At 64.3% G+C, this 26,055-nt stretch carries 21 protein-coding genes and 1 tRNA gene; 15 read left to right on the top strand and 7 right to left on the bottom strand.

The features are described 5' to 3' along the window. Positions 1 to 79: 79 nt before the first annotated feature. On the top strand, positions 80 to 1,036 hold the full coding sequence (locus ACLQ6X_RS02290) for a DMT family transporter (RefSeq protein ID WP_411698546.1): 957 nt from the start codon (positions 80 to 82) through the stop codon (positions 1,034 to 1,036). Beyond that, the gene (locus ACLQ6X_RS02285; RefSeq protein WP_411698545.1) at positions 1,029 to 2,261 is read left to right on the top strand and encodes a glycosyltransferase; all 1,233 of its coding nucleotides are present in this window, start codon (positions 1,029 to 1,031) and stop codon (positions 2,259 to 2,261) included. Before ACLQ6X_RS02290 ends, ACLQ6X_RS02285 begins: the two co-directional genes overlap by 8 nt. A gap of 147 nt (positions 2,262 to 2,408) precedes the next feature. On the opposite strand, the gene ACLQ6X_RS02280 is transcribed toward ACLQ6X_RS02285, so the two are convergent. Beyond that, complete coding sequence (locus tag ACLQ6X_RS02280) at positions 2,409 to 3,185, bottom strand: LysM peptidoglycan-binding domain-containing protein (protein WP_411698544.1); 777 nt, start codon at positions 3,183 to 3,185, stop codon at positions 2,409 to 2,411. A gap of 158 nt (positions 3,186 to 3,343) precedes the next feature. On the opposite strand from ACLQ6X_RS02280, the gene ACLQ6X_RS02275 reads away from it, so the two are divergent. The 8 genes from ACLQ6X_RS02275 to ACLQ6X_RS02240 all read left to right on the top strand — a co-directional run bounded on the left by ACLQ6X_RS02275 (position 3,344) and on the right by ACLQ6X_RS02240 (position 14,357). After that, positions 3,344 to 3,417, top strand: a tRNA-Ile gene (locus tag ACLQ6X_RS02275). A 241-nt stretch (positions 3,418 to 3,658) separates the two neighbouring features. Continuing rightward, on the top strand, positions 3,659 to 5,608 hold the full coding sequence (locus ACLQ6X_RS02270; RefSeq protein ID WP_411698543.1) for a site-specific DNA-methyltransferase: 1,950 nt from the start codon (positions 3,659 to 3,661) through the stop codon (positions 5,606 to 5,608). A 3-nt stretch (positions 5,609 to 5,611) separates the two neighbouring features. Beyond that, a complete protein-coding gene (locus ACLQ6X_RS02265; protein WP_411698542.1) occupies positions 5,612 to 8,593 on the top strand; it encodes a DEAD/DEAH box helicase family protein in 2,982 nt (993 codons plus the stop codon). Positions 8,594 to 8,716: 123 nt separating this feature from the next. Further along, the gene (locus ACLQ6X_RS02260) at positions 8,717 to 9,082 is read left to right on the top strand and encodes a hypothetical protein (protein ID WP_411698541.1); all 366 of its coding nucleotides are present in this window, start codon (positions 8,717 to 8,719) and stop codon (positions 9,080 to 9,082) included. A 180-nt stretch (positions 9,083 to 9,262) separates the two neighbouring features. Continuing rightward, on the top strand, positions 9,263 to 10,237 hold the full coding sequence (locus ACLQ6X_RS02255; RefSeq protein ID WP_411698540.1) for a hypothetical protein: 975 nt from the start codon (positions 9,263 to 9,265) through the stop codon (positions 10,235 to 10,237). Between the two features lie 557 nt (positions 10,238 to 10,794). Continuing rightward, positions 10,795 to 11,772: an Ltp family lipoprotein gene (locus ACLQ6X_RS02250; RefSeq protein WP_411698539.1), complete on the top strand. Its 978-nt coding sequence runs from the start codon at positions 10,795 to 10,797 to the stop codon at positions 11,770 to 11,772. 175 nt (positions 11,773 to 11,947) lie between these two features. Next, positions 11,948 to 13,672: a SulP family inorganic anion transporter gene (locus tag ACLQ6X_RS02245; protein ID WP_411698538.1), complete on the top strand. Its 1,725-nt coding sequence runs from the start codon at positions 11,948 to 11,950 to the stop codon at positions 13,670 to 13,672. Then, positions 13,662 to 14,357 carry a hypothetical protein gene (locus ACLQ6X_RS02240; RefSeq protein WP_411698537.1) on the top strand — a complete coding sequence of 232 codons (696 nt, stop codon included), beginning with the start codon at positions 13,662 to 13,664 and terminating at the stop codon, positions 14,355 to 14,357. Before ACLQ6X_RS02245 ends, ACLQ6X_RS02240 begins: the two co-directional genes overlap by 11 nt. 21 nt (positions 14,358 to 14,378) lie before the next feature. Here ACLQ6X_RS02240 and ACLQ6X_RS02235 read toward each other — a convergent pair whose 3' ends face one another. Then, entirely contained in the window at positions 14,379 to 16,598 is a 2,220-nt protein-coding gene (locus ACLQ6X_RS02235; protein WP_411698536.1) for an arylsulfatase, read from the bottom strand. A 390-nt stretch (positions 16,599 to 16,988) separates the two neighbouring features. Here ACLQ6X_RS02235 and ACLQ6X_RS02230 point away from each other — a divergent pair, with 390 nt between their 5' ends. The 4 genes from ACLQ6X_RS02230 to ACLQ6X_RS02215 all read left to right on the top strand — a co-directional run bounded on the left by ACLQ6X_RS02230 (position 16,989) and on the right by ACLQ6X_RS02215 (position 19,973). After that, positions 16,989 to 17,429: an SRPBCC family protein gene (locus tag ACLQ6X_RS02230; protein WP_411698535.1), complete on the top strand. Its 441-nt coding sequence runs from the start codon at positions 16,989 to 16,991 to the stop codon at positions 17,427 to 17,429. Between the two features lie 93 nt (positions 17,430 to 17,522). Then, positions 17,523 to 18,191, top strand: coding sequence for a nicotinamide riboside transporter PnuC (gene pnuC, locus ACLQ6X_RS02225; protein ID WP_411698534.1), 669 nt, complete (start codon positions 17,523 to 17,525; stop codon positions 18,189 to 18,191). Positions 18,192 to 18,280: 89 nt separating this feature from the next. Further along, a complete protein-coding gene (locus tag ACLQ6X_RS02220; protein WP_411698533.1) occupies positions 18,281 to 19,018 on the top strand; it encodes a response regulator in 738 nt (245 codons plus the stop codon). Positions 19,019 to 19,079: 61 nt separating this feature from the next. Next, a complete protein-coding gene (locus ACLQ6X_RS02215) occupies positions 19,080 to 19,973 on the top strand; it encodes an SDR family oxidoreductase (RefSeq protein WP_411698532.1) in 894 nt (297 codons plus the stop codon). 107 nt (positions 19,974 to 20,080) lie between these two features. On the opposite strand, the gene ACLQ6X_RS02210 is transcribed toward ACLQ6X_RS02215, so the two are convergent. Next, the gene (locus ACLQ6X_RS02210; RefSeq protein WP_411698531.1) at positions 20,081 to 20,881 is read right to left on the bottom strand and encodes an SDR family NAD(P)-dependent oxidoreductase; all 801 of its coding nucleotides are present in this window, start codon (positions 20,879 to 20,881) and stop codon (positions 20,081 to 20,083) included. Positions 20,882 to 20,966: 85 nt separating this feature from the next. Here ACLQ6X_RS02210 and ACLQ6X_RS02205 point away from each other — a divergent pair, with 85 nt between their 5' ends. After that, positions 20,967 to 21,848 carry an SMP-30/gluconolactonase/LRE family protein gene (locus ACLQ6X_RS02205; protein ID WP_411698530.1) on the top strand — a complete coding sequence of 294 codons (882 nt, stop codon included), beginning with the start codon at positions 20,967 to 20,969 and terminating at the stop codon, positions 21,846 to 21,848. On the opposite strand, the gene ACLQ6X_RS02200 is transcribed toward ACLQ6X_RS02205, so the two are convergent. The 4 genes from ACLQ6X_RS02200 to ACLQ6X_RS02185 form a co-directional block, all read right to left on the bottom strand. Further along, positions 21,838 to 23,634 carry a glycoside hydrolase family 15 protein gene (locus ACLQ6X_RS02200; protein WP_411698529.1) on the bottom strand — a complete coding sequence of 599 codons (1,797 nt, stop codon included), beginning with the start codon at positions 23,632 to 23,634 and terminating at the stop codon, positions 21,838 to 21,840. The genes ACLQ6X_RS02205 and ACLQ6X_RS02200 overlap by 11 nt on opposite strands. Positions 23,635 to 23,638: 4 nt before the next feature. Further along, entirely contained in the window at positions 23,639 to 24,193 is a 555-nt protein-coding gene (locus ACLQ6X_RS02195; protein ID WP_411698528.1) for a Dps family protein, read from the bottom strand. 26 nt (positions 24,194 to 24,219) lie between these two features. After that, positions 24,220 to 24,945: a glycosyltransferase gene (locus tag ACLQ6X_RS02190; RefSeq protein WP_411698527.1), complete on the bottom strand. Its 726-nt coding sequence runs from the start codon at positions 24,943 to 24,945 to the stop codon at positions 24,220 to 24,222. Continuing rightward, positions 24,942 to 26,055, bottom strand: a 1,114-nt coding sequence (locus tag ACLQ6X_RS02185; protein ID WP_411698526.1) for an SAM-dependent methyltransferase, incomplete at its 5' end; no start/stop codon positions are given. The genes ACLQ6X_RS02190 and ACLQ6X_RS02185, both read right to left, overlap by 4 nt.

The following is a 26,055-nucleotide window of genomic DNA, read 5'->3' as shown; positions in this document are numbered from 1 at the left end:
AACGGGGTCGCCAGTGATTCGAATGGGGAGTACGGCCATTCGTCAAGAATATCTGGGCGGCAGCGGGTAGATTCGACGGGTGCCGCCAGAACTCAGCGACCTGACAGACCAGATTTCACTGACTCCTCACGAGGCGATCGGTATCCCGATCGCGCTCGTCGGGGCAGTGTTTCTCGCCTTGGGCACCCAATTTCAGCACCGTGGGGTCGCGAAAGTCGAGCGAAATCTCGGCTCGGCGAAGACCGGTCTCAGCGTCACCCAGCTCAAGGCGCTGCTCGGCCGCCCCTCCTGGGTGCTCGGCACCGTCCTGCTCGGCCTCGCGATCGTGCTGCAGCTGACGAGCCTCGGCTTCTCGCCGCTCATCGTCGTGCAGCCACTGGGCGCCGTGGCCCTCGTCGTCACGGCGATCGTCAACTCGCGCATCAGCAAGGTCAAACTGACCCGCAAGGCCATCAACGCGATCCTGTTCTGCGTCGTCGGCGTGGCGCTGTTCGTCACGATCGCGGCGTTCAACGCACATTCGAAGCCGATCACCCAGACGCAGCTCATCACGGTGCTGGTTCTGCTCGGTGTGACCCTCGTGATCTTCGCGCTGTTCTTCGCGTTTATGCGCAAGAAGTTCAAGGCCGTGTTCTACATCCTCGGCGCCGGAGTGCTGTTCGGCTTCGTCGCGACGCTGGCGAAGACGGTCATCGACCGCATCAAGACCATCTCGCTCGAGAGTTTCCAGACGGGCGAGTTCGAGTGGCTTACCATCCTCTGCGTGGTCGCGTTGCTCGCGGCATCCGTTCTCGGCTCCTATTTCGTCCAGTCTGCCCACTCGCACGGCCCGCCCGACCTCGTCGTCGCCGGGCTCACGGTCATCGATCCCATCGTCGCGGTCACGATCGGTATCGTTGTGCTCAACGAAACCGCCGGCGCACCGCTGTGGACGATGTTCGCCTTCCTGATCGCGGGGGGAATCGCCATCTACGGCGTGTTCCTGCTCTCCCGCGTTCACGTGCCTTCACCAGAGGAAACCCCCGACGTTGCCTGATTTCCCCACCACGCCCACGAGCGAGCGCCCGCTGCGCGTCCTCATCGGAGCAGACACCTTCGCCCCCGAGATCAACGGCGCCGCAGCCTTCGCCGCGCGCCTCGCGGCCGGCCTCGTCGAGCGCGGCCACGACGTGCACATCGTCGCTCCCGCGGCGAGCCGCAAGCACGGCACCTGGACCGAGGTGCTCGAGGGCCAGCCGATGACCGTGCACCGCCTGAAGAGCTGGCGCTGGTACCCGCACCCGTGGCTGCGCTTCGCCCTGCCGTGGCAGGTCGAGAAGAACTCGGCCCGCGTACTCGACGAGGTCAAGCCCGATGTGGTGCACTTCCAGTCGCACATCATTATCGGTCGGGGACTATCCAACCAGGCCAAGAAGCGCGGCATCCGCATCATCGGCACCAACCACTTCATGCCCGAGAACATGCTCGAGCACACGCTGCTTCCCGGATTCCTGCAGGCACCCGCCGTTCGTGCGGCGTGGGCGGCCGCGTCCCGGTCGTTCGGCCGCGCCGAGGTCGTCACGACCCCGACGCGCAAGGCCGCCGACTTCCTCGAGCACTACACGAAGCTCCGCGGCGTGATCGCGATCTCCTGCGGCGTAGACGCGCATCACTACACACCCGACTTCTCGCCGCGCACCGAGAACCGCATCCTGTTCGTCGGACGCATCACGAACGAGAAGCAGCTCGACAAGCTGCTGCGCGCCTTCGCGATCCTCGACCCGTCGCTCGACGCCAAGCTCGAGCTCGTGGGCGGCGGAGAGCAGGAGAACAGCCTCAAGTCGCTCGCCACCCAGCTGGGCGTGCGCGATCGGGTCACCTTCACCGGCTACGCCGAAGAGGACTACCTGCGCAACGCGCTCACCCGGGCGACCGTGTTCGCCATGCCGTCGATCGCCGAGCTGCAGAGCATCGCGACCATGGAGGCCATGGCCTCGGGTCTGCCCGTGGTCGCCGCCAACGCCATGGCGCTGCCGCACCTCGTGCACGACGGCGAGAACGGCTACCTGTTCGAGCCGGGCAACGTCGAGGAGTTCGCGGCCAAGCTCACCCAGGTGCTCACGATGCCCGAGGACGAACTGCAGAAGCTGAAGCGCGAGAGCCTGCGCATCGTGGCGTCGCACGACATCCAGCGCACGATCACGACGTTCGAGGCCATCTACCGCGGACAGCCGATCCCGCAGCTCGACATCGAGATCCCCGAGACCAAGCCGGCCCCGTAGCTGCCGGTTGAGTAGCGCCCTCTGGGGCGCTCCTGCTGGTTGACTAGCGCCCTCTGGGGCGCTCCTGCTGGTTGAGTAGCGCCCTCTGAAGCGCTCCGGCTGGTTGAGTAGCGCCCTCTGGGGCGCGTATCGAAACCTCAGGCTCGCCTACCGTCCGGCCTTGTCGAGGTTGAGTACCTCGCCCGCGAACGCGAGACGCTGCTGACCTTTGTCCCTTGCGGGGTTGAGGTAAAACAGGTCGAGCACGGAAATGCCGAACCGTGCCGCGATCTCCGCCAAGACGTCGCCGGCGGCGACCTCGTACGCGGAAAGACCGTTGCGGTTCTCTGTGACCTCTCCGGAAGCGCCTCCCGTGATTCCACTGTCGACGACCCTGATGTCGGGTCGCAGGTCGGGCATCGTCCACACCAGCGACGCGGTTGCGACGACGGGGTAGAAGCATCCCGTGCGCGGAGCGTTCCCGTCGTTGAGAGTAATCACGAGGGTGTCGAGAAAGGCGGGGTTGCCGAAGGTGATGTCGCGAAAGTGTAGGTCGCTCGTGACACCGGGCGTCGGAGTGAAGTTCTCGAGCCCGAACATCATGAACCCGCCGTCACAATAGGCGGCCTCGGTGAACGGTTCGGCCGACAGGTTGGGGATGAGGTCGGTGCCGGGAGGCGAGATGAAGTTGTCGAGTTTGAGTTGGAAATCGCGGCCGCGCGCCGCGACGATGCGGACGTCGCCCGTGGTCAATCCGTCCGCGGAGACGAGTGCGCCCGTCGCCACGACCGTGCCTACGTCGAGCACGACCGGAGCGGGTGTGGGCTCGCTCGTCTGTCCGGCGACGAGATCGGCGTCGGTCTCGCGAGGCTCGGGTTCGACGACGGTGCAGCCCGCAAGGAGTGCGAGAGCGACGACGGGTGCCAAAAGGTGTCGTGCTTTCATCCATGAGCCTCACATTCGCTGAGTAAACATCAACGCCACTCACCCTGCCACACCTCGACACGGGTGGGCGGTGCGGACGCGCCGCGACCGACGCGGTATCGTGGATGCGCGGCGGCCTCCGGGTCGCCTGCGTTTCGTCCGGTGACCGGACGGCGCGCGGGGTGGTAGCTCAGCTGGTTAGAGCAGCGGACTCATAATCCGTCGGTCACGGGTTCAAGTCCCGTCCGCCCTACGAGAGAAGCGCTCTGGTCGGCATTTTTGTCGAACAATTCGCAATCTTGGTCGCCGTGAGATAGGTGGCTCCGTTCTAAACTCCGCTCTATCTGAAGATTTCGCAGGACCGCGGACCGAGCTCAACGGATTCGACAGATCTCGCTCACGCCAACTCTTTGCCGCTGCTGAGTGCTCTAAGGGCCCTAACAGCACGGCCTATGTTCAACTCGAACTATTAGTAAGGCAAACGGGGGTACCTCTTGGCAACCGAAACAGTCCGGATCGATGTTGAGCGGCTGGAAGACGAAACGCCGGCAGAAATGAATCGCGATCGTTTGTTGCAGCTGTTCCCGGAGGCGTTCTTGGACGGACAGTTGGACGTGCAAGCACTTCTTCAACTTGTCGGCGAACCGATTGAGACACAGGCCGAAAAGTACGGTCTTACTTGGCATGGGAAACGAGCTGCTCGCCAGGCGGCCCTTGACACTAGTGTCGGAACTCTCAGACCCGCCCCTGATGAGAGCCTTGACTGGGATTCGACCCGGAACCTCTTTGTCGAGGGTGACAATTTGGAAGCGTTGAAGCTTCTCCAAAAGTCCTTCTATGGCCGCGTCAAGATGATCTACATTGATCCGCCCTACAACACGGGCAACGACTTCATCTATCGCGACAACTACCGAGATGGCATCACCAACTACAAATTTGTCACGGGCCAAGTTGACAGCGACGGCAAGGCAATGTCGAGTGACTCGGAAACCACGGGGCGTCTGCATACATCCTGGCTAAACATGATGTACCCCCGACTCAAACTTGCGCGGAACCTCCTTCGGGCGGATGGCGTTCTTTTCATGTCCATCGACGAACGGGAAGTAGGCAATGCGCGTCTACTTCTGGCTGAAATCTTTGGCGAGCAGAACGCAATCTGTGAGTTCATCTGGCATGCAAAGAAAGGAGGTGGCAGCGATAAAGGTGGCGTAGTCAGCGAGCACGAATATGTGCTCTGCTTCGCGCGCGACGCAACTCGTGAACCCCTCGGCTATCTCGAAGTCACTGCGGAGTCTCTCGATCGAGAGGACGAGATCGGCCCCTATCGCCGTGGTCGTGAGTTGAACAAATGGGGCGCCAACTCCTTACGAACTGACCGCCCGACGATGTTCTTCGGTATTCCTGGCCCCGATGGACAGGAAGTATTACCTATTCGGAATGACGGCAAGGAAGGCTGCTGGCGTCGTGGACGAAAGCAGATGATGGCTGCGGTTACCCGCAAGGATATCGACTTTGTCGCTCGCGCCGATGGCAATTTCACCGCCTATGAAAAGATCCGCAATACTGACATGCGAGCTAAACCCCACCGCACGTTGTTGCCTAATGTTGGGCAAACGGCGGATGGAACTAAAGCCATTAAGGCGCTTTTCGACGGCGAAAAGGTTTTCGATTTCACCAAGCCGCCACGTCTAATCGAAGCGCTAATCGAATTGGCTGCACCGCCGGAGCCGGACTTTGATGGCCAAACTGATTTCATCGTGCTGGACTTCTTCGCCGGATCCGGAACGACCGCCGAGGCCGTGATGAATCTGAACGCCGAAGACGAGGCCGAGCGACGCTTTATCTTGGTTCAATTGCCTGAGCCGTTGTCCCTCGAGGACAAGTCGCCATCTGCCGCTGTTCAGCTCTGCCAATCATTGCGCGTGCCGACAAATATTGCGGAAGTTACGAAGGAAAGAATTCGCAGGGCAAGTGCGGCGATACGAACGTCCCATCCTGATTGGCAGGGAGACGGTGGATTCCGCGTCCTAAAACTCGACTCAACCAATCTTCAAGAGTGGGATGCGGAGACCACGGATATCGAGGCGACACTGTTGGCCAACTTGGACCACGTCAAGAGCGATCGCGGGAGTAATGATCTGCTCTTCGAAATCTTGCTTAGGTTAGGTGTCGATCCGACGGCTCGGATTGAAATCCGTAGCGCAGCGAACCAATCGATCTATGTCGTCCCAGATGGTCCATTAATCGCCTGCCTCGCGGATGATTACGACAATGCCGATGTAGCTGAAGTAGCAGCAGCGCTTGCGAAGATCGCAGAGGAGATATCTCCGGCGGCTGACGTTACTGTTGTGCTCCGAGATAGCGCCTTCCTGAGCGACGTCGCCAAGACAAATCTCCTAGCGGCCCTCGATCAGAGCGCGATTTCCAATGTGAAGACGATCTAGGCCATGAAGATTCAGTTTGAAGACGACCTGGACTTCCAACTCGACGCAATCGATGCGGTGTGCAATCTTTTCGTTGGGCAGGAAAAAGGAAACTCGAGTTTCTCAGTCCGCGCGCCGTCCCGGTCGAATTCCGAATCGTTTGCGAGTACCGAATCGGACCTCGGCGCCGGCAATCAACTTAGCCTCTCGAGCTCGGACCTTCTCGATAATTTACAACGAGTCCAGTTGCGCAGCGGTCTCAGCCCGAGTCCCGTTCTCGACAGCCGCGATTTCACGGTCGAAATGGAAACGGGGACAGGTAAGACCTACGTCTACCTTCGAACAATTCTCGAGCTGAACAAGCGCTTCGGTTTTAGTAAGTTCGTCATCGTTGTCCCTTCGGTTGCCATCAAAGAAGGTGTTTACAAGACACTGGAGATGACGAGGGCCCATTTCCGGGCTCTTTACAGCGGAGTGCCCTACAGCTATTTCCTCTACGACTCGAGCCGCATGAACGACGTCTACGCGTTCGCGTTAAGTGGCGAGGTTCAGATAATGATCACAACTGTCGGTGCCATCAATAAGAAGGAAATCAACAACCTCTACCGCGAGGATGAGGCAGGCACCAAACCGATCGATGTGATTCGATCCACTGCGCCGATCCTAATCGTTGATGAACCGCAGAGCGTCGACGGGGGACTTCGCGGCGCAGGCAAACAAGCTATCGACGGCATGGCGGCGCTTGCGACTCTCCGGTATTCAGCCATTCACGCCAACAAGCACCACATGATCTATCGATTGAATGCAGTAGACGCCTATGAAAAGGGGCTTGTTAAGCAAGTCGAGGTGGCCGCGGCAACTCTGGATCTTGGGCACGGAACGCCGTTCGTTAGGTTCCTTCGCGTGCGCCAAACTGCCGGTACTGTCTCCGCAGAGGTTGAACTCGATGTCCAGACCGAATCTGGCTCTGCGCGACGCGTCCGGCGATGGGTCAACGATGGGGTTGATCTAGAACGACTCACCGGTCGAAGCATTTACGCCGGGCACAGCGTTGGCGAGATTGGGCTTTCTGGGGAACAGCCTTACTTCGAGCTCCGATCTCCCGGCACGGAAGAGTATCTTGCCCCAGGTGAGGCGCGCGGGAACGTGGACCCATTGGTAGTTCAGCGCCAGATGATTCGACGGACGATCAAAGAACATCTCGACAAAGAAATGCGATTAGCGCCTTTAGGCATCAAAGTCCTATCGCTGTTCTTCATCGACAAGGTCGAACGGTACCGGTACTACGACGAGAATGGCCTGCCAGTCCGAGGCCCATACGCAGAAATCTTCGAGGAGGAGTATCGCCGCCTCAGTAAGAACCCGGCCTATCAAAGCCTTTTACATGCGGTCGATTCGATCCACGCCGCGAGCGACGCCCACGATGGATACTTCTCTATTGACCGAGCGGGGGGTTGGACTGAAACCGCCTTGAACGGCCAGGGAGCGGATGCTGAACGTGGATACAACCTAATCATGAAGGAGAAAGAGCGCCTCCTAAGCTTCGATACTCCGCTTCGCTTCATTTTCTCCCACTCGGCCTTGCGGGAGGGGTGGGATAACCCGAATATTTTCCAGATCTGCAGCCTCCGGGACATCAATAGCGAAGTGGCTAGGCGCCAGACGATCGGGCGGGGTCTTCGGCTTTGTGTCGATCAGAGCGGACAGCGCGTTCGCGATGACCAAGTGAATGTGCTGACAGTGATTGCAAACGAAGCGTACGAAGAGTTCGCTCTTGCTCTTCAAACCGAGATTGAACGCGATACAGGCATCCGTTTTGGAATCGTGGAGCCCACTAGCTTCGTCGCGGTCACGCTTGACTCGGACGGCGATGACCCGACTTACCTGGGCGTCGAAGGATCTTTGGAAGTCTGGAACCATCTGGTTGACATTGGCTATATCGATGGAACTGGAGCGGTTTGCGCTCCATTGCGTCTGGCACTCGAGGTTGGCGCTTTCGAACTGACTGACGAGCTTGCGCCTTTTGCAAAACAGATCGAAGCCGTGTTGAGAAGGATTGTAACGAAGGTCATTGTCAGGAACGCGGACGAGGCTCGCCCTGTTCCAATCCGGGACGACATCTTCTTGAGCGAAGATTTCGTGGCGTTGTGGGATCGTGTGAAGTCCAGAACCGTTTACCGGCTTCAGTTCGACAATGATGAGTTGATTCGTCGCTCTTCCGAGAACTTACGATTGGCCCCCGCCGTACGCAAGAATCGGATCCGATGGGCTAAGGCGACGCTCGATGTGACGCCATCCGGCGTGAGCGCGATTCCTCAGAACCAGACGGCGGCCGTAGTTCTCGAGGAAGCACCACGTGGACTCCCGGATTTGCTGACGGAGTTGCAGGATCGAACTCAACTCACACGCCGCAGCATCGCCAAAATCCTCATCGAAAGCAAACGCCTTCCCGAATTTCGCGAGGAGCCTGAACAATTCATCGTGATGGCCGCAGAAGTCATCAATAAGACGAAGCGCCTAGCCGTTGTGGACGGAATTCAATACGAGCGATCGTCGTCGAATGAGGCGTTCGCGCAAGACCTCCTGCGTACTCGCGAGCTTCGCGGATACGTAAAGAATCTCGTTCTGGATGCAAAGCGTTCGGTCTACGAGGACGTACTTGTTGATTCCGCCGTTGAACGACGTTTCGCAGAGGAGTTGGAGTCCGACGAAGACATCGCCGCCTTTGTAAAGCTTCCACGATGGTTCCGAATCCCGACGCCTCTCGGGACCTACAACCCAGATTGGGCCATGGTTTCCAATACGGATAGCGGGGAGAAGTTGTTCTTTGTCGTCGAAACAAAGGGGACCGTGTTCATCAATGACCTGAGGGACTCTGAAGCGGCGAAGATCTACTGCGGCAAAGCTCACTTCCGTTCGTTTTCCGAAACGGACAATCCTGCTTCGTATCTGGTCGCGACCTCTCTCGAGGATGTGAGCGCGCGGCAAACGACTGAGAGCAACTGAGGTCGATGTCTCGCGCCGGTGAATACTCAATCTCTTCCGAGCGGTGGCGATTGCCGCGCTCGGCCAAGTCTCCACGCGGGAGAGACGACGTCTCTGAGCGGATCGACTGTTAGCGTTCCGTGCATGGACAAATTGCCGGCGGAGAGCTTTCACGGAATAGAATTCAGCGGCACCATCGAATGGACTTCGACGCGAGTCCCGGAGGTAGAAAGCCAAGCGACGCTACCCGCCGCCGACGAGACGAGTTCTGCGGTCGATCGTGAAGGAAAGAAGGCGGTCACCGTCGGGCTCCGCGTTTCCGTGAAGAAGCGTGCGGAAACTGCAGTTCTTAGAACCGCCCCTTACAAAGGGGGCTACCTATCGCTGTCAGCGCTTGTAGATGGCGCGATCGAACGCGAACTGGATCGACTTGCGATCGAATTCAACGATGGAGAACCATTCCCTCAGAATGGAGGGGATTTTCGACAGGGCCGCCCGGTCGGACGCTGATCCCTTGACAGCCGAGACGATTCCGCAGCTCGGAGATGCGCGCCGTCGCTAGCTGGAGTCGCAGGTCAACTGTCTCTGTCTCCCGCCTCACTTGTAGCCCAATATGACCGCAACTTCCTCGGTAGTTGGCCGTTGTGAAGCGTGCCGACTCATGGCAGCGCAGTCCTCTAGTCTGGCAATATGACCGATGCCCTCAGACGCGCCCCGAACGTGACTGGTCGGCGGCGAATACTGGCGGTTGTCGCTGTCATGCTCTTGTGCACAGTTTCGGCAAGCGTGGGCGCCTGTATTGCGCTGGGCCTCGCGACGGCCGACCTCGCGAACTGGAGTCAGTGGGCAAGAGACTTCGCCAAAAGTCCTGGGCCGGCTGCACTCGTTGCGCTAGTAGCGGCGGCAATCGCCTACGCCGGCTTATCGAAGCAGATTGCCGTCTCTCGGGAATCTCTTGCCCACCAACAGAGGGCGGCGCAGAGCACCTCGTGGTGGTCGATGTTCGAGTGGGCTTCTGGTCGCGCTGTGCCAGCGGTTCCTGGCGAACAAGCGCTTCCCGACGAGATCACCATCGGCACCCTTCAGCGGCTGGCTGAGGAGGCCACTACGGAAGTTCAACAGACGGCGTGTAAGGGAATGATTGATTTTCTGGTAACACGTCTAGCAGAAGAGGCGAGCCCGATTGGCGGCAGGATGGCCGACGACGGGGTACCAGACCCGGAGAGTCCCGTTCTCGCGCCGCTTCAGCAGTATGTGGACGCAACCGCCGGCACAGCCGCATCGTCAGCAAAGGCCGAGGCGCTCGTTTACGAAAACAATGTCCGAAAGGCCTTATTGGCGGAGGCCGTGCACAATGCCGATCTACGAGTTTTTCGATCTCCGAACGATGACGGGGCCGACGCGATATTGCTCGTGAACGGCCGCAAGGTGCTTGTTATTGTCCGGTGGCAGCGTGATGAGAGACGTGCTCACGCGAACGTGATGTACGAGCTTGGTAGGTTGCGGAAGATCGCCGACGACAGTCCGATTCTGGTCGTCACGCCCTTCCTCCCACCGTTGTCAGAAAATGAGCGCGAACTGCTTCGTGCGGTTGGTGTCCAGTGGCGGACGCCTGCGGACGGTGAAAAACTGCGAACAGCTATCCAGTGGGCGAGCATCTTGTAGCTCCCTCGCGCGGCCATCTTTGTCGGGACTAACCGGCTGTTTGCACAGCCGGTCCCGCGACGATCGCGCGAGCGCGGCGAGTGCGCGCGCCATCCTCGCCCAATTGGAAGGAGCGGTGATGTTCGCGAAAGTGTACGACGATCCGTCCGAGCTGAATCACCTTTGGCAACAAGTACTCGCACTTCTCGGCGCCAGTCGCGCCACCTCCGTCTCGCCGGGCTGACCGCCTCCCGCCAGGTATTTGTACCGTTGCTAGCACCGCGGCCATCGCCGACCGCCGCCCAGACGCAGACCCTTCCGTGATCACGAATCGGCCACTGGGTGTCGGACCAGGTGATCGAGAACTACTTCCGAGGTGTCGATTGATGGTTGGTCTGGCTCGGTCGCTGGTCGAACGGACTGACCCGCCTAGGCGAGCTGTATGGCTAGTTTCTAGCGCTCCGCCACCCATTGCCTCCGGATGACGTGTCCCGAAGTGGGGGACCAACCCGGGGTGAAGTGGTCGTATCCTGAGTTGTGCTTGCATTTGATCAAGCCTGACGAAATGGCGGCACCGCATGTCGAATGCTCCCGAGGGCTGGTACCCGGATCCTGCGAATCCCGATGTCGAAATCCGTTGGACGGGCGAAGGCTGGTCTGAAGACCGCCGTCCCCGTGGTGTGCCCTCGACCACCGACGTGCTCGGTGCCACCGGCGATCCTCTTGCGTCGACGCCGAATTCTGACGTCACGACACCGCTCACGGTTAGTCCGACCCCGCAAGCGAGCGATCCGTGGGCTCCCGGCGTGCGTCCGCCCGCCTCAAGGGATCGGCTCAAGATCTGGGGAGCCGTGCTTGCCGGTGTCGCCTTGATCACCGCCATAATCCCCGGCGCCAGCTTCTTCACATGGCTATTCGCCATTCCCGCAGTCGTTCTCGGCCTGATCGCCCTCATTCGTGGGAAAGGAACGCGAAAAGTTGCTCTCTTCGCCTCGATCGGCGGCGCGCTCGCGTGGCTGATCGCGATTGTCGTGTCGATTACCTTCATCGCTGGGATGTCATCTGATACACCTCGCGCGGTCGACACGGCCGAGACCTCAGCGGCTCCGCGTGACCAATCCAACACGGCGGACGACGCGATCACTGAAGCCGAGGCAGCGGAAGTTGCCGCGGAAAAGGCGGCGGATGAAGCGGCAGCCGCCGCGGCTGCAGAGGCTGAGGCCGTCGCAGCAGCCGAGGCCGAGGCAGCGGCTGCAGCAGCTCGCGGATCGGTCTCGCAGCAAAACGCACTCAGGTCGGCAGGAGACTACCTCGCATACAGTCCCTCCTCCCGCACCGGTCTGCTCAATCAACTCGAGTTCGAAGGCTTCACCACGGAAGATTCGACGTGGGGTGTCGACCGCGTAGTCGTGGACTGGAACGAGCAAGCGGCGAAATCTGCCAAGGCCTATCTGGAGTACACCTCGTTCTCGCGGTCGGGGTTGGTTGATCAACTTCTCTTCGAGGGTTTCACTGCCGAACAAGCCGAGTTCGGCGTAAGCCAGACCGGGCTCTAGCCGGCGGTCGCAGAAGCCAAGGATCAACCGGACGAGCTACTTCTGGCGGGCTAGGTCTCATCCATTTCGGCGGGTTCGCCGTCGGACGCTTGACGCGGTGGTGCGCGCCGACACTAACCTGCTCGGAGACGCTCGGCGTCGGCGACCGAGCTGGTGTGCGGGGGAGGGTCTCGTGGTGGGTGAGTCATCGAAACCGTCACCGCGGTATCTGGCCTCGGCGCGCGTACGCCGGCGGCTGGCCGAGGTGCGGAAGGTGTTCCGCCGCAAGACACTGCTGCAGGACACGACTGCCGGGGTGGTGCTCGGCATAGAGAGCGTTCCCGACGGTCTCGCGAGCGGCCTGCTCGCCGGTGTCAATCCGGTCGCCGGGCTGTACGCCTACATGTTCGGTCTGGCCGGTTCCGCCGTGTTCGCGAGCAGCACGTTCATGGCGGTGCAGGCGACCGGCGCGATGGCGCTGGTCATCGCGGACACCGACCTGGCGTCGCGACCCGACCCGGCACGCGCCCTGTTCACGCTCTCCGTGCTGACCGGTGTCTTCATGATCATCGCGGGCGCCCTCGGCGGCGGGCGCCTACTGAGATTCGTTCCGACGGCCGTAATGGTCGGCTTCGTCACAGCGGTCGGCGTGAACATCGTGCTCGGCCAGCTCCCCAATTTCACCGGGGTCGAGGGCTCGGGCGAGAACCGGGTCGCACGCGCCGTTGACACGGTCATCCACCCGTTGTTGTTCGATCCGGCGACCATCGCGGTGGCCGGCCTCACGCTCGCCTTGATCATCGTGCTCACCCGCACACCGCTGCGGTCGTTCGGGCTGGTCGCGGCGGTCGCGGTCGGTTCCCTGCTCGCCTGGCTGCTCAACACGCTCCCGAATGTCCAGATTGCCGTCGTTGCCGACATCGCAACCATCCCGAGCGGACTTCCCACCCCGGTACTGCCCTCGCTGGGCGACGTCGCGTTCCTCGCGATTCCGGCGCTGTCGTTGGCGTGCGTCGGACTCATCCAGGGCGCCGCGGTTGCGGCGGGCGTGCCGAACCCGGGAGGCCGGGCGAGTGACACATCCGGTGATTTCATCGGACAGGGGGCGGGCAATATCGTCTCCGGGCTATTCCAGGGGATGCCGGTCGGGGGATCCATGTCGGCGTCAGCGCTCGTGGTGACCGCCGGCGCGAAGACACGGCTCGCCCTGTTCGTCGCGTCCGGTGTGATGGGTCTGACGATCCTGCTGATCTCGGGCGTCGTCTCGCAGGTTGCTATGCCGTCGTTGGCGGCGCTGTTGATCGTGGTCGGGGTGGGCGCGATCAAGCCGGCGCAGATCGCGTCCGTCGTCAAGACCGGCATTCTGCAGTCCACGATCATGGCTGTGACCTTCGCGCTGACGCTCCTCATCCCCTTGCAGTTCGCCGTTTTGGTCGGCGTCGGCCTCGGCATCATCCTGTTCGTCGCGGAGCAGTCCAATCGCCTGCGGGTGAGGCAGATAACGATGCGGGACGACGGACGCCTGCGCGAATCCGACCCGTCTCCCGCCATCGGAGCCGAGAAGGTGGTCGTTCTCCAGCCCTACGGAAGCCTGTTCTTCGCGAGCGCGCCGGTCTTCGAGGCGCAACTGCCGCGGATCGAACCGGCGACCCGCAGGTCTGTCGTCGTGCTCCGGTTACGGGGCAGGGACCAAATCGGCCTGGCGCTGGTAGAGGTACTCCGACGCTATGCACGCGTACTGGACGAACATGACTCGCGCCTGTTCGTCATCACGACCAGCGACCGGGTGACCGGTCAGATGGCGGCCGGAGGGCTGATCGGCGAAATCGGCGAGGATGCGGTCTATCGGGCCGACGAATGGCTTGGCGAAACGACCAGGCGGGCGTATCGAGATGCAGAGGAGTGGATTCGTGGCCATTGAGAACGAAGCGCAGGAGACTGGCGCGACGCGCGGTGGCACGGATGACACGGGGGAGCCGATCCGGCCGCCGCACCGCCGGCCGTGGTGGGCGTTGCTGACAATCGACACCGTCGCCGTCATCATCCTCTCGACCGTCGCCGTTCTCACCGCCTGGTGCGGATTCCAGTCCTCCAAGTGGGGAGGGGAGATGTCGATCGCGTTCAGCCAGGCGTCGAGCGCGCGGGTGACGGCCAGCGACTACGCCAGCCAGGCCCGCGACGCCCGTTCCAACGATCAAGGCATCTGGGAGCAATGGGTGCTCGCTGACGCTCGGAACGACACGCAGCTGGTGGCGTACATCGAGCAACGCTTCTCGCCCGAGTTCGCGCTCGCATTCGACGCGTGGAACGACAACGGCCGGGTCGACCGGGGGCCGTTCGTGCGCCCGGAGTACGTTCCGCCCGGCACGGTCGAGTCGCAGCGGCTCAACGACCGCGCAGACGACCGCTTCAACGCGGCACTCACCGAAAACGCCCGGGGCGACAACTATTCGCTGCTGACGGTGTTGTTCGCGCTGGTCCTTTTCCTCGCCGCCATGTCGCAACGCGACATACAGCGGACGGGACGATTCATCCTGATCGGGGCCGCTGTCGCATTCGCCGTGCTCGGCCTCGCGCTCTTGGCGACCTTCCCCATCAGAATCTGAACGTCCCGCCCGCCAGCATGATCATTCGCGAGAGAGCATCGCCACGGCTTCCAACTCGAGGTCGATGTACGTCTCCTCGCTGACGTCCACGGTGACTCCGAGCAGTTTGCCGCCGGTGAAGGGGAACGGGTTGGTGTATTCCCGACTCACCGCATCTGCGCTGTCGTAGCCGATGCAGAGTCCATCTCCGCACAGCGTGAACTTGCCGATCTGGGCACGCATGGGCCCCTCGGCGACTACCGTGTCATCGACGTAGAGTCTGCACACTCCCACCGACTCGCCGTGTTCGCCCGCCCCTTCCCGGATGAACTCCATGCCGAGTGCGTGCGGACCCGCGGAAAGCTTCTCCGACGTGAACGACTGCTCCGGCGGGATGCCCAAGAAGTTGTAGACGTAGTGCAGCCTGTCGTCCTTGATGAAGAGCGTGTGACCTCCGAACCGCGAACCGTGGGCGAATAGCACGCCCTGGGCGTCGACACCGAGATCGACGTCGGCGACGATCTTGAAGGACCGGCCCCGCACGTTCACCGCGACGCTTTCGGGAACCGCCACCGCATCCGGGAAGTAGGTGTACCGGGTGCGTGGGGGCTCGGCCTGGGGCCGGTCGATGGTGAGCTGATCCCGGGCCGAACGGTCGTCGAGCGGCAGCACGTCGTTGGCGTCGGCCTCCGTGAACCAGGCGCTGATCATCTCCTTCAGCTTCTCCGGGTGCTCGACCGCGAGGTCACGCGACTCGGAGCGGTCCTTTTCCACGTTATAGAGCTCCCAGCGGTCCGCGTCGAAGTTGCCCTTGCCGGTGAGGGGCGCGTGGATCGCCGCCGCCTTCCACCCGTCTTTCCAGATCCCGCGGGTGCCGAGCATCGAGTAGTACTGCACATCCTTCTGGGTCGGGACGTCGTGTGCGTCGAAGCTGTACCGCATCGACACCCCGTTGAGAGGATGCTGCTCCACCCCGCGGTAGACGGCGGGCATCTCGACGCCGACGACGTCGAGGATGGTGGCCACCACGTCGGTCACGTGGTGATACTGGTGCCTGACCTCGCCCTTGGCGGCGATGCCTTTGGGCCAGTGAATGACCATCGGGTCGCAGGTGCCGCCGGCGAATTGCGAGTAGCGCTTGAACATCTGGAACGGAGTCGAGAACGCCGCCGCCCACCCGGTGGGGTAGTGGTTGTAGGTATCGGCAGATCCGAGCGCGTCCATCATCGCGAGGTTCTCCTTCAGGTCGTCGGGATACCCGTTGAAGAACTTGTTCTCGTTGACCGAGCCGTCGGGGCTTCCCTCGCCCGAGGCGCCGTTATCGGCGCAGTAGAAGATGATGGTGTTGTCGAGCTGCCCGGTCTCCTCGAGGTAGTCGACGAGACGGCCGACCTGAGCGTCGGTGTACTCGGAGAACCCCGCGAACACCTCGGCGAACCGCGCGAACAGCTTCTTCTCGTCTGCACTCAGCTCGTCCCAGGGGCGCACGAAGTCGGCAGCATTGGCGTCGTCCTCGGGCAGTGGGTTGAGTGGGGTGAGCTCCGTTCCCTCCGGCATGATGCCCTTCTCTATCATTCTCGCGAGCACCCACTCGCGGTAGGCCTCGTAGCCGTCGTCGAACGCGCCCCGGTACTTCTCTATGTACTCTTCGGGTGCGTGGTGCGGCGCGTGGTTGGCGCCGGGGCAGAACCACATGTACCACGGCTTCGACGGGTTGGATGCCTTCTGGTTGCGCAGCATCCGCAGCGCCTGGTCGGCGAGATCCTTCGAGAGGTGGTAGCCGTCCTCGGGTGTCGCCGGCGGCTCGATGAAGTGGTTGTCCTCGACCAGATCGGGATACCAGTTGTTGGTCTCGCCTCCGAGGAAACCGTAGAAGCGGTCGAAGCCCTGCTGCAACGGCCACTGGACGCGACTGCCGCCGGGCGACACGTCTTCCTCCGGGACGTTGTGGTCTTTGCCGATCCAGAAGGTGCTGTAGCCGTTATCCTGCAAAACGTGGCCGATGGTCGCGCACTCTTCTGGGAAGCGGCCGGACAGTCCCGGAAATCCGTTCGTGCCTTCCATGATCACGCCGCAGCCGTTGAGATGGTGGTTGCGCCCGGTAAGGAAGACCGACCGCGTCGGGGAACAGAGCGCGGTGGTGTGCCACTGGGTGTAGGTGAGCCCGTTGTCGGCCAGCCTGTCCATGGTGGGCATAGATATGCGGCCGCCGTAGGGTGACCACGAGGCGAGACCGGTGTCGTCGTACAGCACGACCAACACATTCGGAGCGTTCTCCGGCGGTCTGCGCTGTTCGTACGGTTCCCAATCCGGCACGGAGTCCCGCACGTCAAGCTTAATTTTCCCCTTGAATTCTTTCGGCATCTCGATCCTCCTCTTGGGCGGCAGCGGAAGGTTTCGGCGGAGCGCCGACAGTGGCTGCCTCGGTATCAACGGTCGAACCGAACGCTCCGCTCATTCCGGCTCGCCACGCACTCTAAGCGGTGCCGACGGGCCGACCCCTCCCCTTGAGCGGGTGAACGGATCGAGGCCGGTCGAGAGTCGGTTTCGTTCTCGTGATCCGGTCGACTCTCGGATGCCGCCGAGTCGTTTGAAGAATCGCCTACGTAGACGGTCTTGCGGCGCCCACCCGCACGGCCCCTACAATCCAGGATGCGAAAACTGACATTCAGCGTCGATGTCGACGCGCCCGTGCAGCACGTGTGGAGCGTCATGCTCGACGTCGATACCTACCGCGAGTGGGCGTCGGGCTTCTACGAGGGGTCGACCTACGAGGGCGGGTGGGGTGAGGGCGACGAGATCCGCTTCCTCGGCCCGAACGACGACGGCACGATGGGCGGCCTCGTCGCAGTGGTCGAGACGAACCGGCCGAACGAACTGGTATCGCTACGGTACATCGCCGAGGTGCAGGGTGGCGTCGACAACCGCGACACCGTGGCCGCGGGCATGCGCGAGAGCTATTCCTTCAGCGAAACCGGCGGCACCACGACCGTGACGGTCGATCTCGAGGTGCCCGACGACTGGGCGGCGATGATGATCGACGCCTGGCCGATCGCCCTCGCGAAGCTCAAGGAAGCCGCCGAGAGCGCCTAGCCTCGTCCCGACCGATTCCGCGAGGAATGACACCGGCCTCTGCAGCGTTGTGCCGGGTGGCGCGAACGCGAGCGCCACCGAGGAGACACCACCATGCCGGTCATCACCTGGCTGTTCGACGCCCAGCTCGTGATCGGCGACCAGACCGTGCTCTGGCGCGAGATCGTCGGCAACGTCTTCGGCCTACTCAGCGCCCTCGGCGGCATGCGTCGCAAGATCTGGGCGTGGCCGGTCGGCATCGTCGGCAACGTGTTGCTCTTCACCGTCTTCCTCGGCGCGGTGTTCGACACCCCGAACCCGGTGAACCTGCTCGGCCAGGCCGCGCGCCAGGTGATGTTCATCGTTGTGTCGGTGTACGGCTGGTACCGCTGGAAGCACAGTGCGGATGCCGGCGGTGCGGCCGTCGAGCCGCGCTGGGCGGGTGGGCGGTCGCGTCTGCTGCTCGTGATCGGGCTCGTCGCGGGTACGGCCATTCTCACCCCGGTCTTCTCGGCGCTCGGATCGTTCGAACCGGTCTGGGCCGACGCGTGGATCTTCACCGGTTCGCTTCTCGCCACCTACGGCATGGCGAAAGGCTGGGTGGAGTTCTGGCTCATCTGGGTGGCCGTCGACATCGTGGGTGTGCCGCTGCTGATCAGTGCCGGCTACTACGCGTCGGCGTTGATGTACGTCGTCTACGGGGCATTCACTCTCGCCGGGTTCTTCGTCTGGGCGAGGGCGCGCCGCAGGGCCAGCGAACTCACGGCTTTGTACATCGTTTGATGTAGCCGCATATCCACTACAAGGACGATGACTATCGCGGCCATCGGGGCGAGGCTGGAACCCCGCCCGACTTCCGAAAGAGGTAATCCGTGATCACTGACGTCGCCGCTCGTCCGATCGACCCGACGTGGCCGGCCAGACGCAAGAACCGGGTACTCGTCATCGACGAGGAGGCCCCGCTCACCGACCTGCTGACGCTCTCGCTCACCTTCGAGGGCTGGGAGGTGGAGACCCTCGCCAACGGCAACGAGGCCGTCGCTGTGGCGCGGCGATTCCGGCCCGACGCCATCCTGCTCGACATGATGCTGCCCGACGTGAGCGGCGTCGCCGTCGTCACGAGACTGCGCGAAAGCGGCATCACCACCCCCGTGATCTTCCTAACCGGCCGCACTTCGCTCGAAGACCGGCTCGCGGCGTACGGTGCCGGGGGCGACGACTACATGACCAAACCGTTCGGACTCGAAGAGGTCAGCACCCGGCTGCGGGCCGTCTTCCGCCGCGTCGGGCTCGCCGACACGAGCATCGTGTTCGCCGACGTCGTCGTGGACGGCGCGAGCGGTCACGTCTGGCGCGCCGGCGAACCCGTCTTGCTGTCGTCGCTCGAGGTGGAACTGCTCAAGGTGCTCATCGACCGGGCCGGCCGTCCGATCGACGGAACCGGCATCATCCGTCTGCTCGGTCTCTCGGGACACACGGTTATCGATTCGGCGGCGACGCGCGCCGTCGAGAGCCTGATGTCGAAGATCAATGCGGATGCCGCCCCACTCGTGCGTCTCACCGACGGGGCGGCGTGGATCGCCGAACCGCCCGCCGAGGCCACTCCGTAGCCGAGGTCTGGACGAAAAGCCAGCCCGAACGTCCATCCCACGCGGCTGGTAAACCGGAAGCATGACTAAGGACATCTACACTCCGAAGAATCCCATCGATCTCTACCCGGGTCCGCCGTTCCCCAAGCAGCAGCAGGCAAACCCCGGCACCGCGCCGGCCATGGATCCCAAGCCCGACCACGGCGAGGAGAGCTACATCGGCCACGGCCGCCTCGCCGGCCGCAAGGCTCTCGTGACCGGAGCGGACAGCGGCATCGGCCGCGCCGTAGCCATCGCCTTCGCGCGCGAGGGCGCCGACGTCGCGCTCAGCTATCTCCCCGTCGAGGAGCCCGAGGGCGACAGCACCGCGTCGTGGGTCGAGAAGGCCGGCCAGAAGGCCGTGCAGCTTCCCGGCGACCTCTCCGACGAGCAGACCAGCATCGACGTCGTCAACAAGGCGGCGGAGGAGCTCGGCGGCCTCGACATCCTCGTTATGGTCGCGGGCGAGATGCCCACCGTCGACAGCATCGACGACTTCGACACCGAGACCTTCGACCACCTTGTGCGCCTCAACCTGCACAACATGTTCTGGATGACCAAGGCCGCCAAGCCGCACTTCGCGCCCGGCGCCGCGATCATCACGACGTCGTCGGTGCAGGGCTTCCACCCGTCGCCCGCTCTGGTCGAATACGCCGTGACGAAGGCCGGAATCGCCAACTTCGTGCGCGGTATGGCGCAGCAGCTCGCCGAGCACGGCATCCGCGTCAACGGCGTCGCCCCCGGCCCGTTCTGGACGCCGCTCCAGCCCAGCTCGGTGCCGAACGAGAAGATCGAGGTCTTCGGCGAGGAGACCCCGTACGGACGCCCCGGCCAGCCCGCCGAGATCGCGTCGACCTACGTGTACCTCGCCTCGCAGGAGGCCAGCTACACGAGCGGCGAGACCATCGTCGTGAGCGGCGGAGAACCGCTGCACTAATATCCGAACGCGGATTGAGCCGCCGAACGCGGATTGAGCCTGTCGAAATCCCTCCCCGAACCAACTCGGCTGCGGGGGGTTTCGACAGGCTCAACCCGCTTAATGCGTTAGATCGTCGCGACCGACCCCGAGTCGACGCGGTAGTTCGATCCGTTGACGAAGCTCGCGAGGTCGCTGCACAGGAACGCGATGACGTTCGCCACCTCTTCCGGTTCGCCGCGACGCTTCAGTTCCATGTAGGGGCGTTCCTCATCGAGGAAGCTCTCGATCGCTTCATCCACAGGGACTCCCAGCTTGTCCGAACGCTTCTCCATCATGGCGTCGGTCATCGGCGTGTGGATGAACGCGGGGGAGACCGCGTTCACCAGCAGTCCCTCGAGCGCGTAGCTGCGCGACAGGCCCTTCGCGAGCGCCAGGATGCCGGCCTTCGCCGCGCAGTAGGGCAGCTCGTCGTCGTAGGGCTGAACGGCGTCTTCGCTGGCCACGAACACGAGCCGTCCCCAGCCGCCCGTGCGCAGCGCGGGCAGGAACGCGCTGACCAACCGAACCGGGCCCATCAGGTCGACTTCGAGGGTCGACGTCCAGCCCTCGTCGTCGATCTCGTGGAAGAGCCCCTGCGCGCCGGTGATGCCCGCCGACTGCACGAGGATGTCGATGTCGCCGACGGCAGCGCGCACCTTCGCCTCCAGGGCGGCGATCGACTCGAGGCTCGTGATGTCGGCCGCGAACGCGAACAGCCGGCCCTCGGCGGCGCCGAGCTTGGCGGCCGCCTCGTCGAGCTTGGCCTGTTCCTTGTCGGTGATGACGACGGTTACCCCCTCGTCGAGGAGGATGCGCGCGGTCTCCCAGCCGATGCCGGAGTCCGCGCCTGAGACGAGTGCCTTCTTACCTGCGATTTTGAGATCCATCGTTCCACCGTAGGTTTGCGCCCGCGGCAGCGGCGGGCCTTGACAAGGCCTTGCCCCGTGCACGCCCGCGTGTTGGGCTGGGGTGATGAACCCCGCACCGACCGTTTTCCGAGATGCCCGCGCGATTCTGGGCGAAAGCCTGGTTCTGGATGACACGGCGCCCGCACCCGCACTGCTCTGGTGTGACATCAGCGCGGGTCTGCTGCACCGCAGTGAGCTCGCGGGCGATCCGGGTGGCGCCGACGATACCGTGTGGGCCCTTCCCGCGCCGCTCGCCTCGTTCCACCGCGCTCTGGTCACGGGCGGGCCGGGCTACGTGGCATCGCTCGGCGACCGGGTCGTGCTCGTCGACGACGGCGGCGCGATCGTGCGCGAGCTCGCGCGCATCGACCACGCGCATCCGGGACTGCGGCTCAACGAGGGCAAGGTCGACCCGCTCGGAAACTGGGTCACCGGCTCGATGGACCTGACCCGCGGCGCGCCCGACGGCGCGTTCTACTCGGTCACCCCCGCGGGTGACGTGCGGGTTATCGCTGGCGGGCTCGGCACGTCGAACGGGCTCGAGTGGTCGCTCGACGGCACCCGCGTCTACTTCACCGACACGGCCGTCGGTACGATCTACACCGGCGACTATTCGGCCGACGGCGAGATCAGCGACGTCGAGGTGTTCCACCGCGGAGACATGAACGACGGCCTCGCGATCGACGCCGACGGCTGGCTGTGGAGCTCGATCTACGGCGACGGGGTCGTCGTGCGCTACGACACGCAGGGTGTGGAGCGCGAGCGCCACGGGTTCGAGGTGCCGAATCTCACCTCGGTCGCCTTCGCGGGTTCGACCCTCTATGTGGCGAGCGCGCGCGAGAACCTCACCGAAGAGCAGTTGCTGCAGCATCCGCTCTCCGGCGCGGTCTTCGCGCTCGAGACCGGCACGACGGGCCGCGCCGGGCGGGTGTTCGTTACCGCGTGAGCTCCTCGATCGTGATCGCCGTGTTCACGAGCGCGAGGTGGCTGAGCCCCTGCGGGAAGTTGCCGAGGAACGCGAGCGAGTCGGGGTCGATCATCTCGGCGTAGAGGCCCACGTCGTTGGCGAGGTCGACGAGTTCGTCCATCATCGCGATGGCCTCGTCGTGCCGGCCCACGCAGGCGAGAGCCGACGCCGCCCAGAACGCGCATGACACGAAGGTGGCCTCCTCCGACTGCACGCCGCTGTAGCGGTACATGAGGGCGCCGCGGCCGAGTTCCTCGCGTAGCGCGTCGATCGTCGAGTTCATGCGCGGTCCGCGCTCGAAGCCGCTCGGAGCGTGCAGCAGCACCGAGGCGTCGAGGTCGTCGCTTCCGGCGTAGAAGACGTACGACTGGCGCTCCTCCGACCAGCAGTTCTCCTCGACCCACTCCTTGATGGCGTCGCGCTCGGCGGCCCAGCGCGCGCCGCTGCCGGGGATCTGCCCCAGCTCGCACAGCCGCACCGCGTTGTCGAGCGCGCTCCAGCAGCCCATCTTCGACGACGTGTAGTGCCGCTTGTCGGGCAGCTCCCACATGCCGTGGTCCTGGCGGTGCCAGAAGTCGCAGGTCTTGTCGGCGACGCTCGCGAGCAGGCGGCCGGTCTCGGCGTCGAGCACGTTGCCAGCCTCCACGTAGCGCCGCATCACATCGAACAGGTCGCCGTAGACGCCGAGCTGCAGCTGACCGCCGGCGGGATTGCCGGTGACGACGGGCTTGTTGCCCCGCCAGCCCGCGACGTCGTGCGATTCGACGCCCGCGGGCAGGCCGCCCTCGAGGTCGTAGAAGACGTGCAGGTCGGGGCCGTTCTCGCGGATCGTGCGCAGCAGCCACGACACCGAACCGTGGGTCTCCTCGCGCAGGCCGAACCGGGTGAGGGCGGTCACCGTGTAGGCGAGGTCGCGCACCCAGGCGTAGCGGTAGTCCCAGTTCTTGCCGCCCGCCAGCGATTCCGGCAGCGAGGTCGTTGCGGCCGCGGCGATCGCGCCGGTCGGGCTGAAGATGAGCAGCTTGAGCGCCAGGGCGCTGCGCTGCACGGCCTCCGACCAGGGGCCGTCGTAGTTGAACTCCTTCGACCAGGCACGCCAGTTGTCGATCGTGCGGTCGATGCCGCGGTCGACGTTGCCGGGGTCGGGCAGGTGCAGGGGCTCGTTCGAGGTGCCGACCACGGTGACCTGGTGCAGCGAGCCGGCACTCGTGGTGAAGGCGCCGGCTATGGCCTGGTTACCGCTGCGACGCGCGCCGTTGTCGATGCCGCGCACCGCGATCGTGACGCCGTCGATGCGCACGACGGCTCCGTGGGTAGTCATGTCGATCCAGGGTGAGGCCGATCCCAGCATCGAGCCGGGCGCCACCTTCCAGCGGAACTTCACGTCGCCCGACACGCCCTCGATGCGGCGGGCGAGCTCCACCCACGGCAGGCGTCCCGCGACGCCGGTGACGAGCGCGTCGGTGACCCGGGCGACGCCGGTGGCTGCGGTGAAGGTCGTCTCGAGTACGTTCGTGGTCGGGATGTACCGCCTCTTCACCGTGAACTCGTCGACGGGGGACAGCGCGATCGCGCCGCCCCCGTCGGCGTCGAGCAGACGCGCGAACACCGGGACGGAGTCGAGGTTGGGAATGGGCAACCAGTCGACCGATCCGTCTTCGGCGATCAGCGCGACGGTTCTCCCGTCGCCGATCGCCCCGTACGAACGCAGGTCGACGTAGCCGTCAGACCTGCCTGCGGGCGGGACGGTCGTGCGGCGGGCCAAGTGGTCAGCCCTTCTTCGAGGGGGTGGTGGCGGGCTTGCGGTTCTCGGCCGAGACCATCCAGGCGAACTGCTCGAGACGCTCCATGATGGCGTGCAGGATGTCGGCGCTCGTCGGGTCGGCCTCGTCGATGTCGTCGTGACGCTCGCGCATGGTGCCCACGGTCGCCTCGAGGCGCTGGGTGATCAGGTCGACCGTCACGGCGGTGTCGATCTCGCCGTTCGGGTACTCGGGCAGGGTGGTGGTGGCGGCGACGGTGTCGCTGCGTCCGTCCGGCACGGCGTGCAGTGCGCGCAGGCGCTCGGCCACGGTGTCGCTGAACTCGCGCACCTCTTCGACGATCTCGTCGAGCTGAAGGTGCAGGTCGCGGAAGTTCTTGCCGACGACGTTCCAGTGCGCCTGCTTGCCCTGCAGGTGCAGCTCGATCAGGTCGACGTGCACCGCCTGCAGGTTCTCGATGAGTTCCTTCGAGGCGGTGAAGCCCTTCTCGGCGTTCTGGCGACGGGTGGGCTTGGCGCCGCCGTCTGCCGGGGCCTGCACGTTGCGTTCGATGGTGGTCATGGTTTCTTCCTTTTCTCTTCGGTGCGCTAGAGCGCGGGGTTGGTCAGCAGGTCGTCGCGCAGGTAGCGGGCGAACCCGCCGGGTGTGCGCCCGACCTCGCGGCCGGACGTGATCACTTCGCACCCGTCGGTGGCGACGATGGCGGCGTCGAGTGCGGCGCAGCGCTCGACGAAGTCGACGTCCTCGTGCTCGGCCAGCTGGGCGAAGCCGCCGGCGGCGAGATAGACGTCGGCCCGCACGCCCAGGTTGGCGCCGTGCACCTCGCCGATCGACGCGCCTCGGCCGTGCGCGGCGGCCCAGGCGAGCGCCTGCGCCTCGCTCAGATCGTCGAGGTCGGGTCGCACCGTGCCGAGCACGACGTCGGCGCCCGCGCGGGCGAGTCGCGTCTGCTCGGTGAGCCAGGCGGCTGGCACCGAGGAGTCGGCGTCGGTGCTCGCGATCCAGACCTGGGAGGGGAGCAGGCCGGATGTCTCGAGCGCCAGCATCACGCCGGTCGCGCGGGCCAGGCCCACGTTCGCCGCGTCGATCTCGATCACGGTGACACCGTCGAACCCGCGGGCGACGCTCGCCGTGTCATCCGTGCACCTGTCGGCGACGACGACCACCGACACCCGCGTCGCGTGGCGCCCCGACTCGGCGGCCCCCTTGGCGACGAGCACCGACTCGAGGCAGCGCCCGATCAGCTCACTCTCGTCGCGAGCCGGGATGACGACGGCGACCTGCTCGAAGCGGCGCGGCGCGCGGGCGGTCACAGCAGCCCCGTGCGGGAGGCGACCGAGCGGGCATCGGGGGAGTAGACGTCGAGCACGAAGTCCGCCTCTTCGTGGCGGGCGAGACGCGTCATGGAACCCGAGAATACGCGTGCTGCCACCTCGTGCACCTCGTCTCCGCCGAGCGCGTAATCGGCCACGGGGTGCCTCCAGTGGCACAGCACGAGCGTGCCGCCGGCGGCGAGCTGGGTGACCGTGTCGGCGAGCACACGCTCGAGCACGTCGCGGGTGAAGTAATAGCCGACCTCGCTGATCAGCACGAGGTCGAAGGGGCCGGAGGGGAAGCCGGATGCGACGTCGGCGAGCTCGACGCTCACTCCGGGCTCGTCGGCGACCCGTGCCCGCGCGGCCTCGACCGCGGCCAGCGACACGTCGACGGCGAGCAGCTCGGAGCACCGCCCGGCGAGCTCGCTCGTGAGCACTCCGATCGAGCAGCCCACCTCGAGTGCCGAGCCGTAGTGCTGCTCGGGCAGGCTCGCCAGAGTGACGGCGCGCTTGCGCTCTTCGTACCAGCGGTCGGTGAACCCCCACGGGTCGTCGTGGCGGTCGTACAGGCGGTCGAAGTAAGCGGCACCGAGCTCGACCGGCACCGGTTGCTTCACCGGCTGGACCGGCTCGACCGCCTCGACCGCCTCGACCGGCTCGGACCGCACGAACAGCTCGCGCCTGCCGCGGAAGTTGGCGAGGAACGGCTCGAGCAGCATCGCCTCGTCGCCGGGCTGGTCGCTGAGCGGCTCGGCCTGCGAGGCGTAGGCGGAGATGGCGTTCTTCTTGTGGGCGAGCGCCTCGGCGCGCGGGGTCAGCGCCACGAACCGGTTCCACGGAACCTCGGCGTCGTCGGGCGCGGCCCAGTGCCAGAGCCAGATCGGATACTCCAGCATCCACCGCGAGCCGGCGGCGGCGAGCTCGGCGCAGATCTCGCCGACCACACGGTGGTCGACGTGTTCGTCGCCGCGCCAGGGCGCGACGACGAGCGTCGGCGTCTCCGGCAGCAGTTCGGCCAGCGCGGTCGCGATGGCGGCCCGGCTGCCCTCCACCGCGCCGTCGGGGAAGCCGAGCAGGTGCACCGCGGCGTCGGGCGCGAGCCGGTGC

This window comes from Conyzicola sp. (assembly GCF_046714715.1).
In the GTDB taxonomy this organism is placed as follows: domain Bacteria; phylum Actinomycetota; class Actinomycetes; order Actinomycetales; family Microbacteriaceae; genus Conyzicola.
The sequence above is the reverse complement of the archived record's forward strand: the minus strand, read 5'-3'. Positions and strand labels throughout refer to the sequence as shown.

What these genes read in the sequence shown, in the direction of transcription:
- ACLQ6X_RS02280 (WP_411698544.1), bottom strand. Translation starts at nt 3,185, where the DNA reads ATGAAAGCACGACACCTTTTGGCACCCGTCGTCGCTCTCGCACTCCTT.
- ACLQ6X_RS02265 (WP_411698542.1), top strand. Translation starts at nt 5,612, where the DNA reads ATGAAGATTCAGTTTGAAGACGACCTGGACTTCCAACTCGACGCAATC.
- ACLQ6X_RS02260 (WP_411698541.1), top strand. Translation starts at nt 8,717, where the DNA reads ATGGACAAATTGCCGGCGGAGAGCTTTCACGGAATAGAATTCAGCGGC.
- ACLQ6X_RS02255 (WP_411698540.1), top strand. Translation starts at nt 9,263, where the DNA reads ATGACCGATGCCCTCAGACGCGCCCCGAACGTGACTGGTCGGCGGCGA.
- ACLQ6X_RS02250 (WP_411698539.1), top strand. Translation starts at nt 10,795, where the DNA reads ATGTCGAATGCTCCCGAGGGCTGGTACCCGGATCCTGCGAATCCCGAT.
- ACLQ6X_RS02230 (WP_411698535.1), top strand. Translation starts at nt 16,989, where the DNA reads ATGCGAAAACTGACATTCAGCGTCGATGTCGACGCGCCCGTGCAGCAC.
- pnuC (WP_411698534.1), top strand. Translation starts at nt 17,523, where the DNA reads ATGCCGGTCATCACCTGGCTGTTCGACGCCCAGCTCGTGATCGGCGAC.
- ACLQ6X_RS02215 (WP_411698532.1), top strand. Translation starts at nt 19,080, where the DNA reads ATGACTAAGGACATCTACACTCCGAAGAATCCCATCGATCTCTACCCG.
- ACLQ6X_RS02210 (WP_411698531.1), bottom strand. Translation starts at nt 20,881, where the DNA reads ATGGATCTCAAAATCGCAGGTAAGAAGGCACTCGTCTCAGGCGCGGAC.
- ACLQ6X_RS02205 (WP_411698530.1), top strand. Translation starts at nt 20,967, where the DNA reads ATGAACCCCGCACCGACCGTTTTCCGAGATGCCCGCGCGATTCTGGGC.
- ACLQ6X_RS02195 (WP_411698528.1), bottom strand. Translation starts at nt 24,193, where the DNA reads ATGACCACCATCGAACGCAACGTGCAGGCCCCGGCAGACGGCGGCGCC.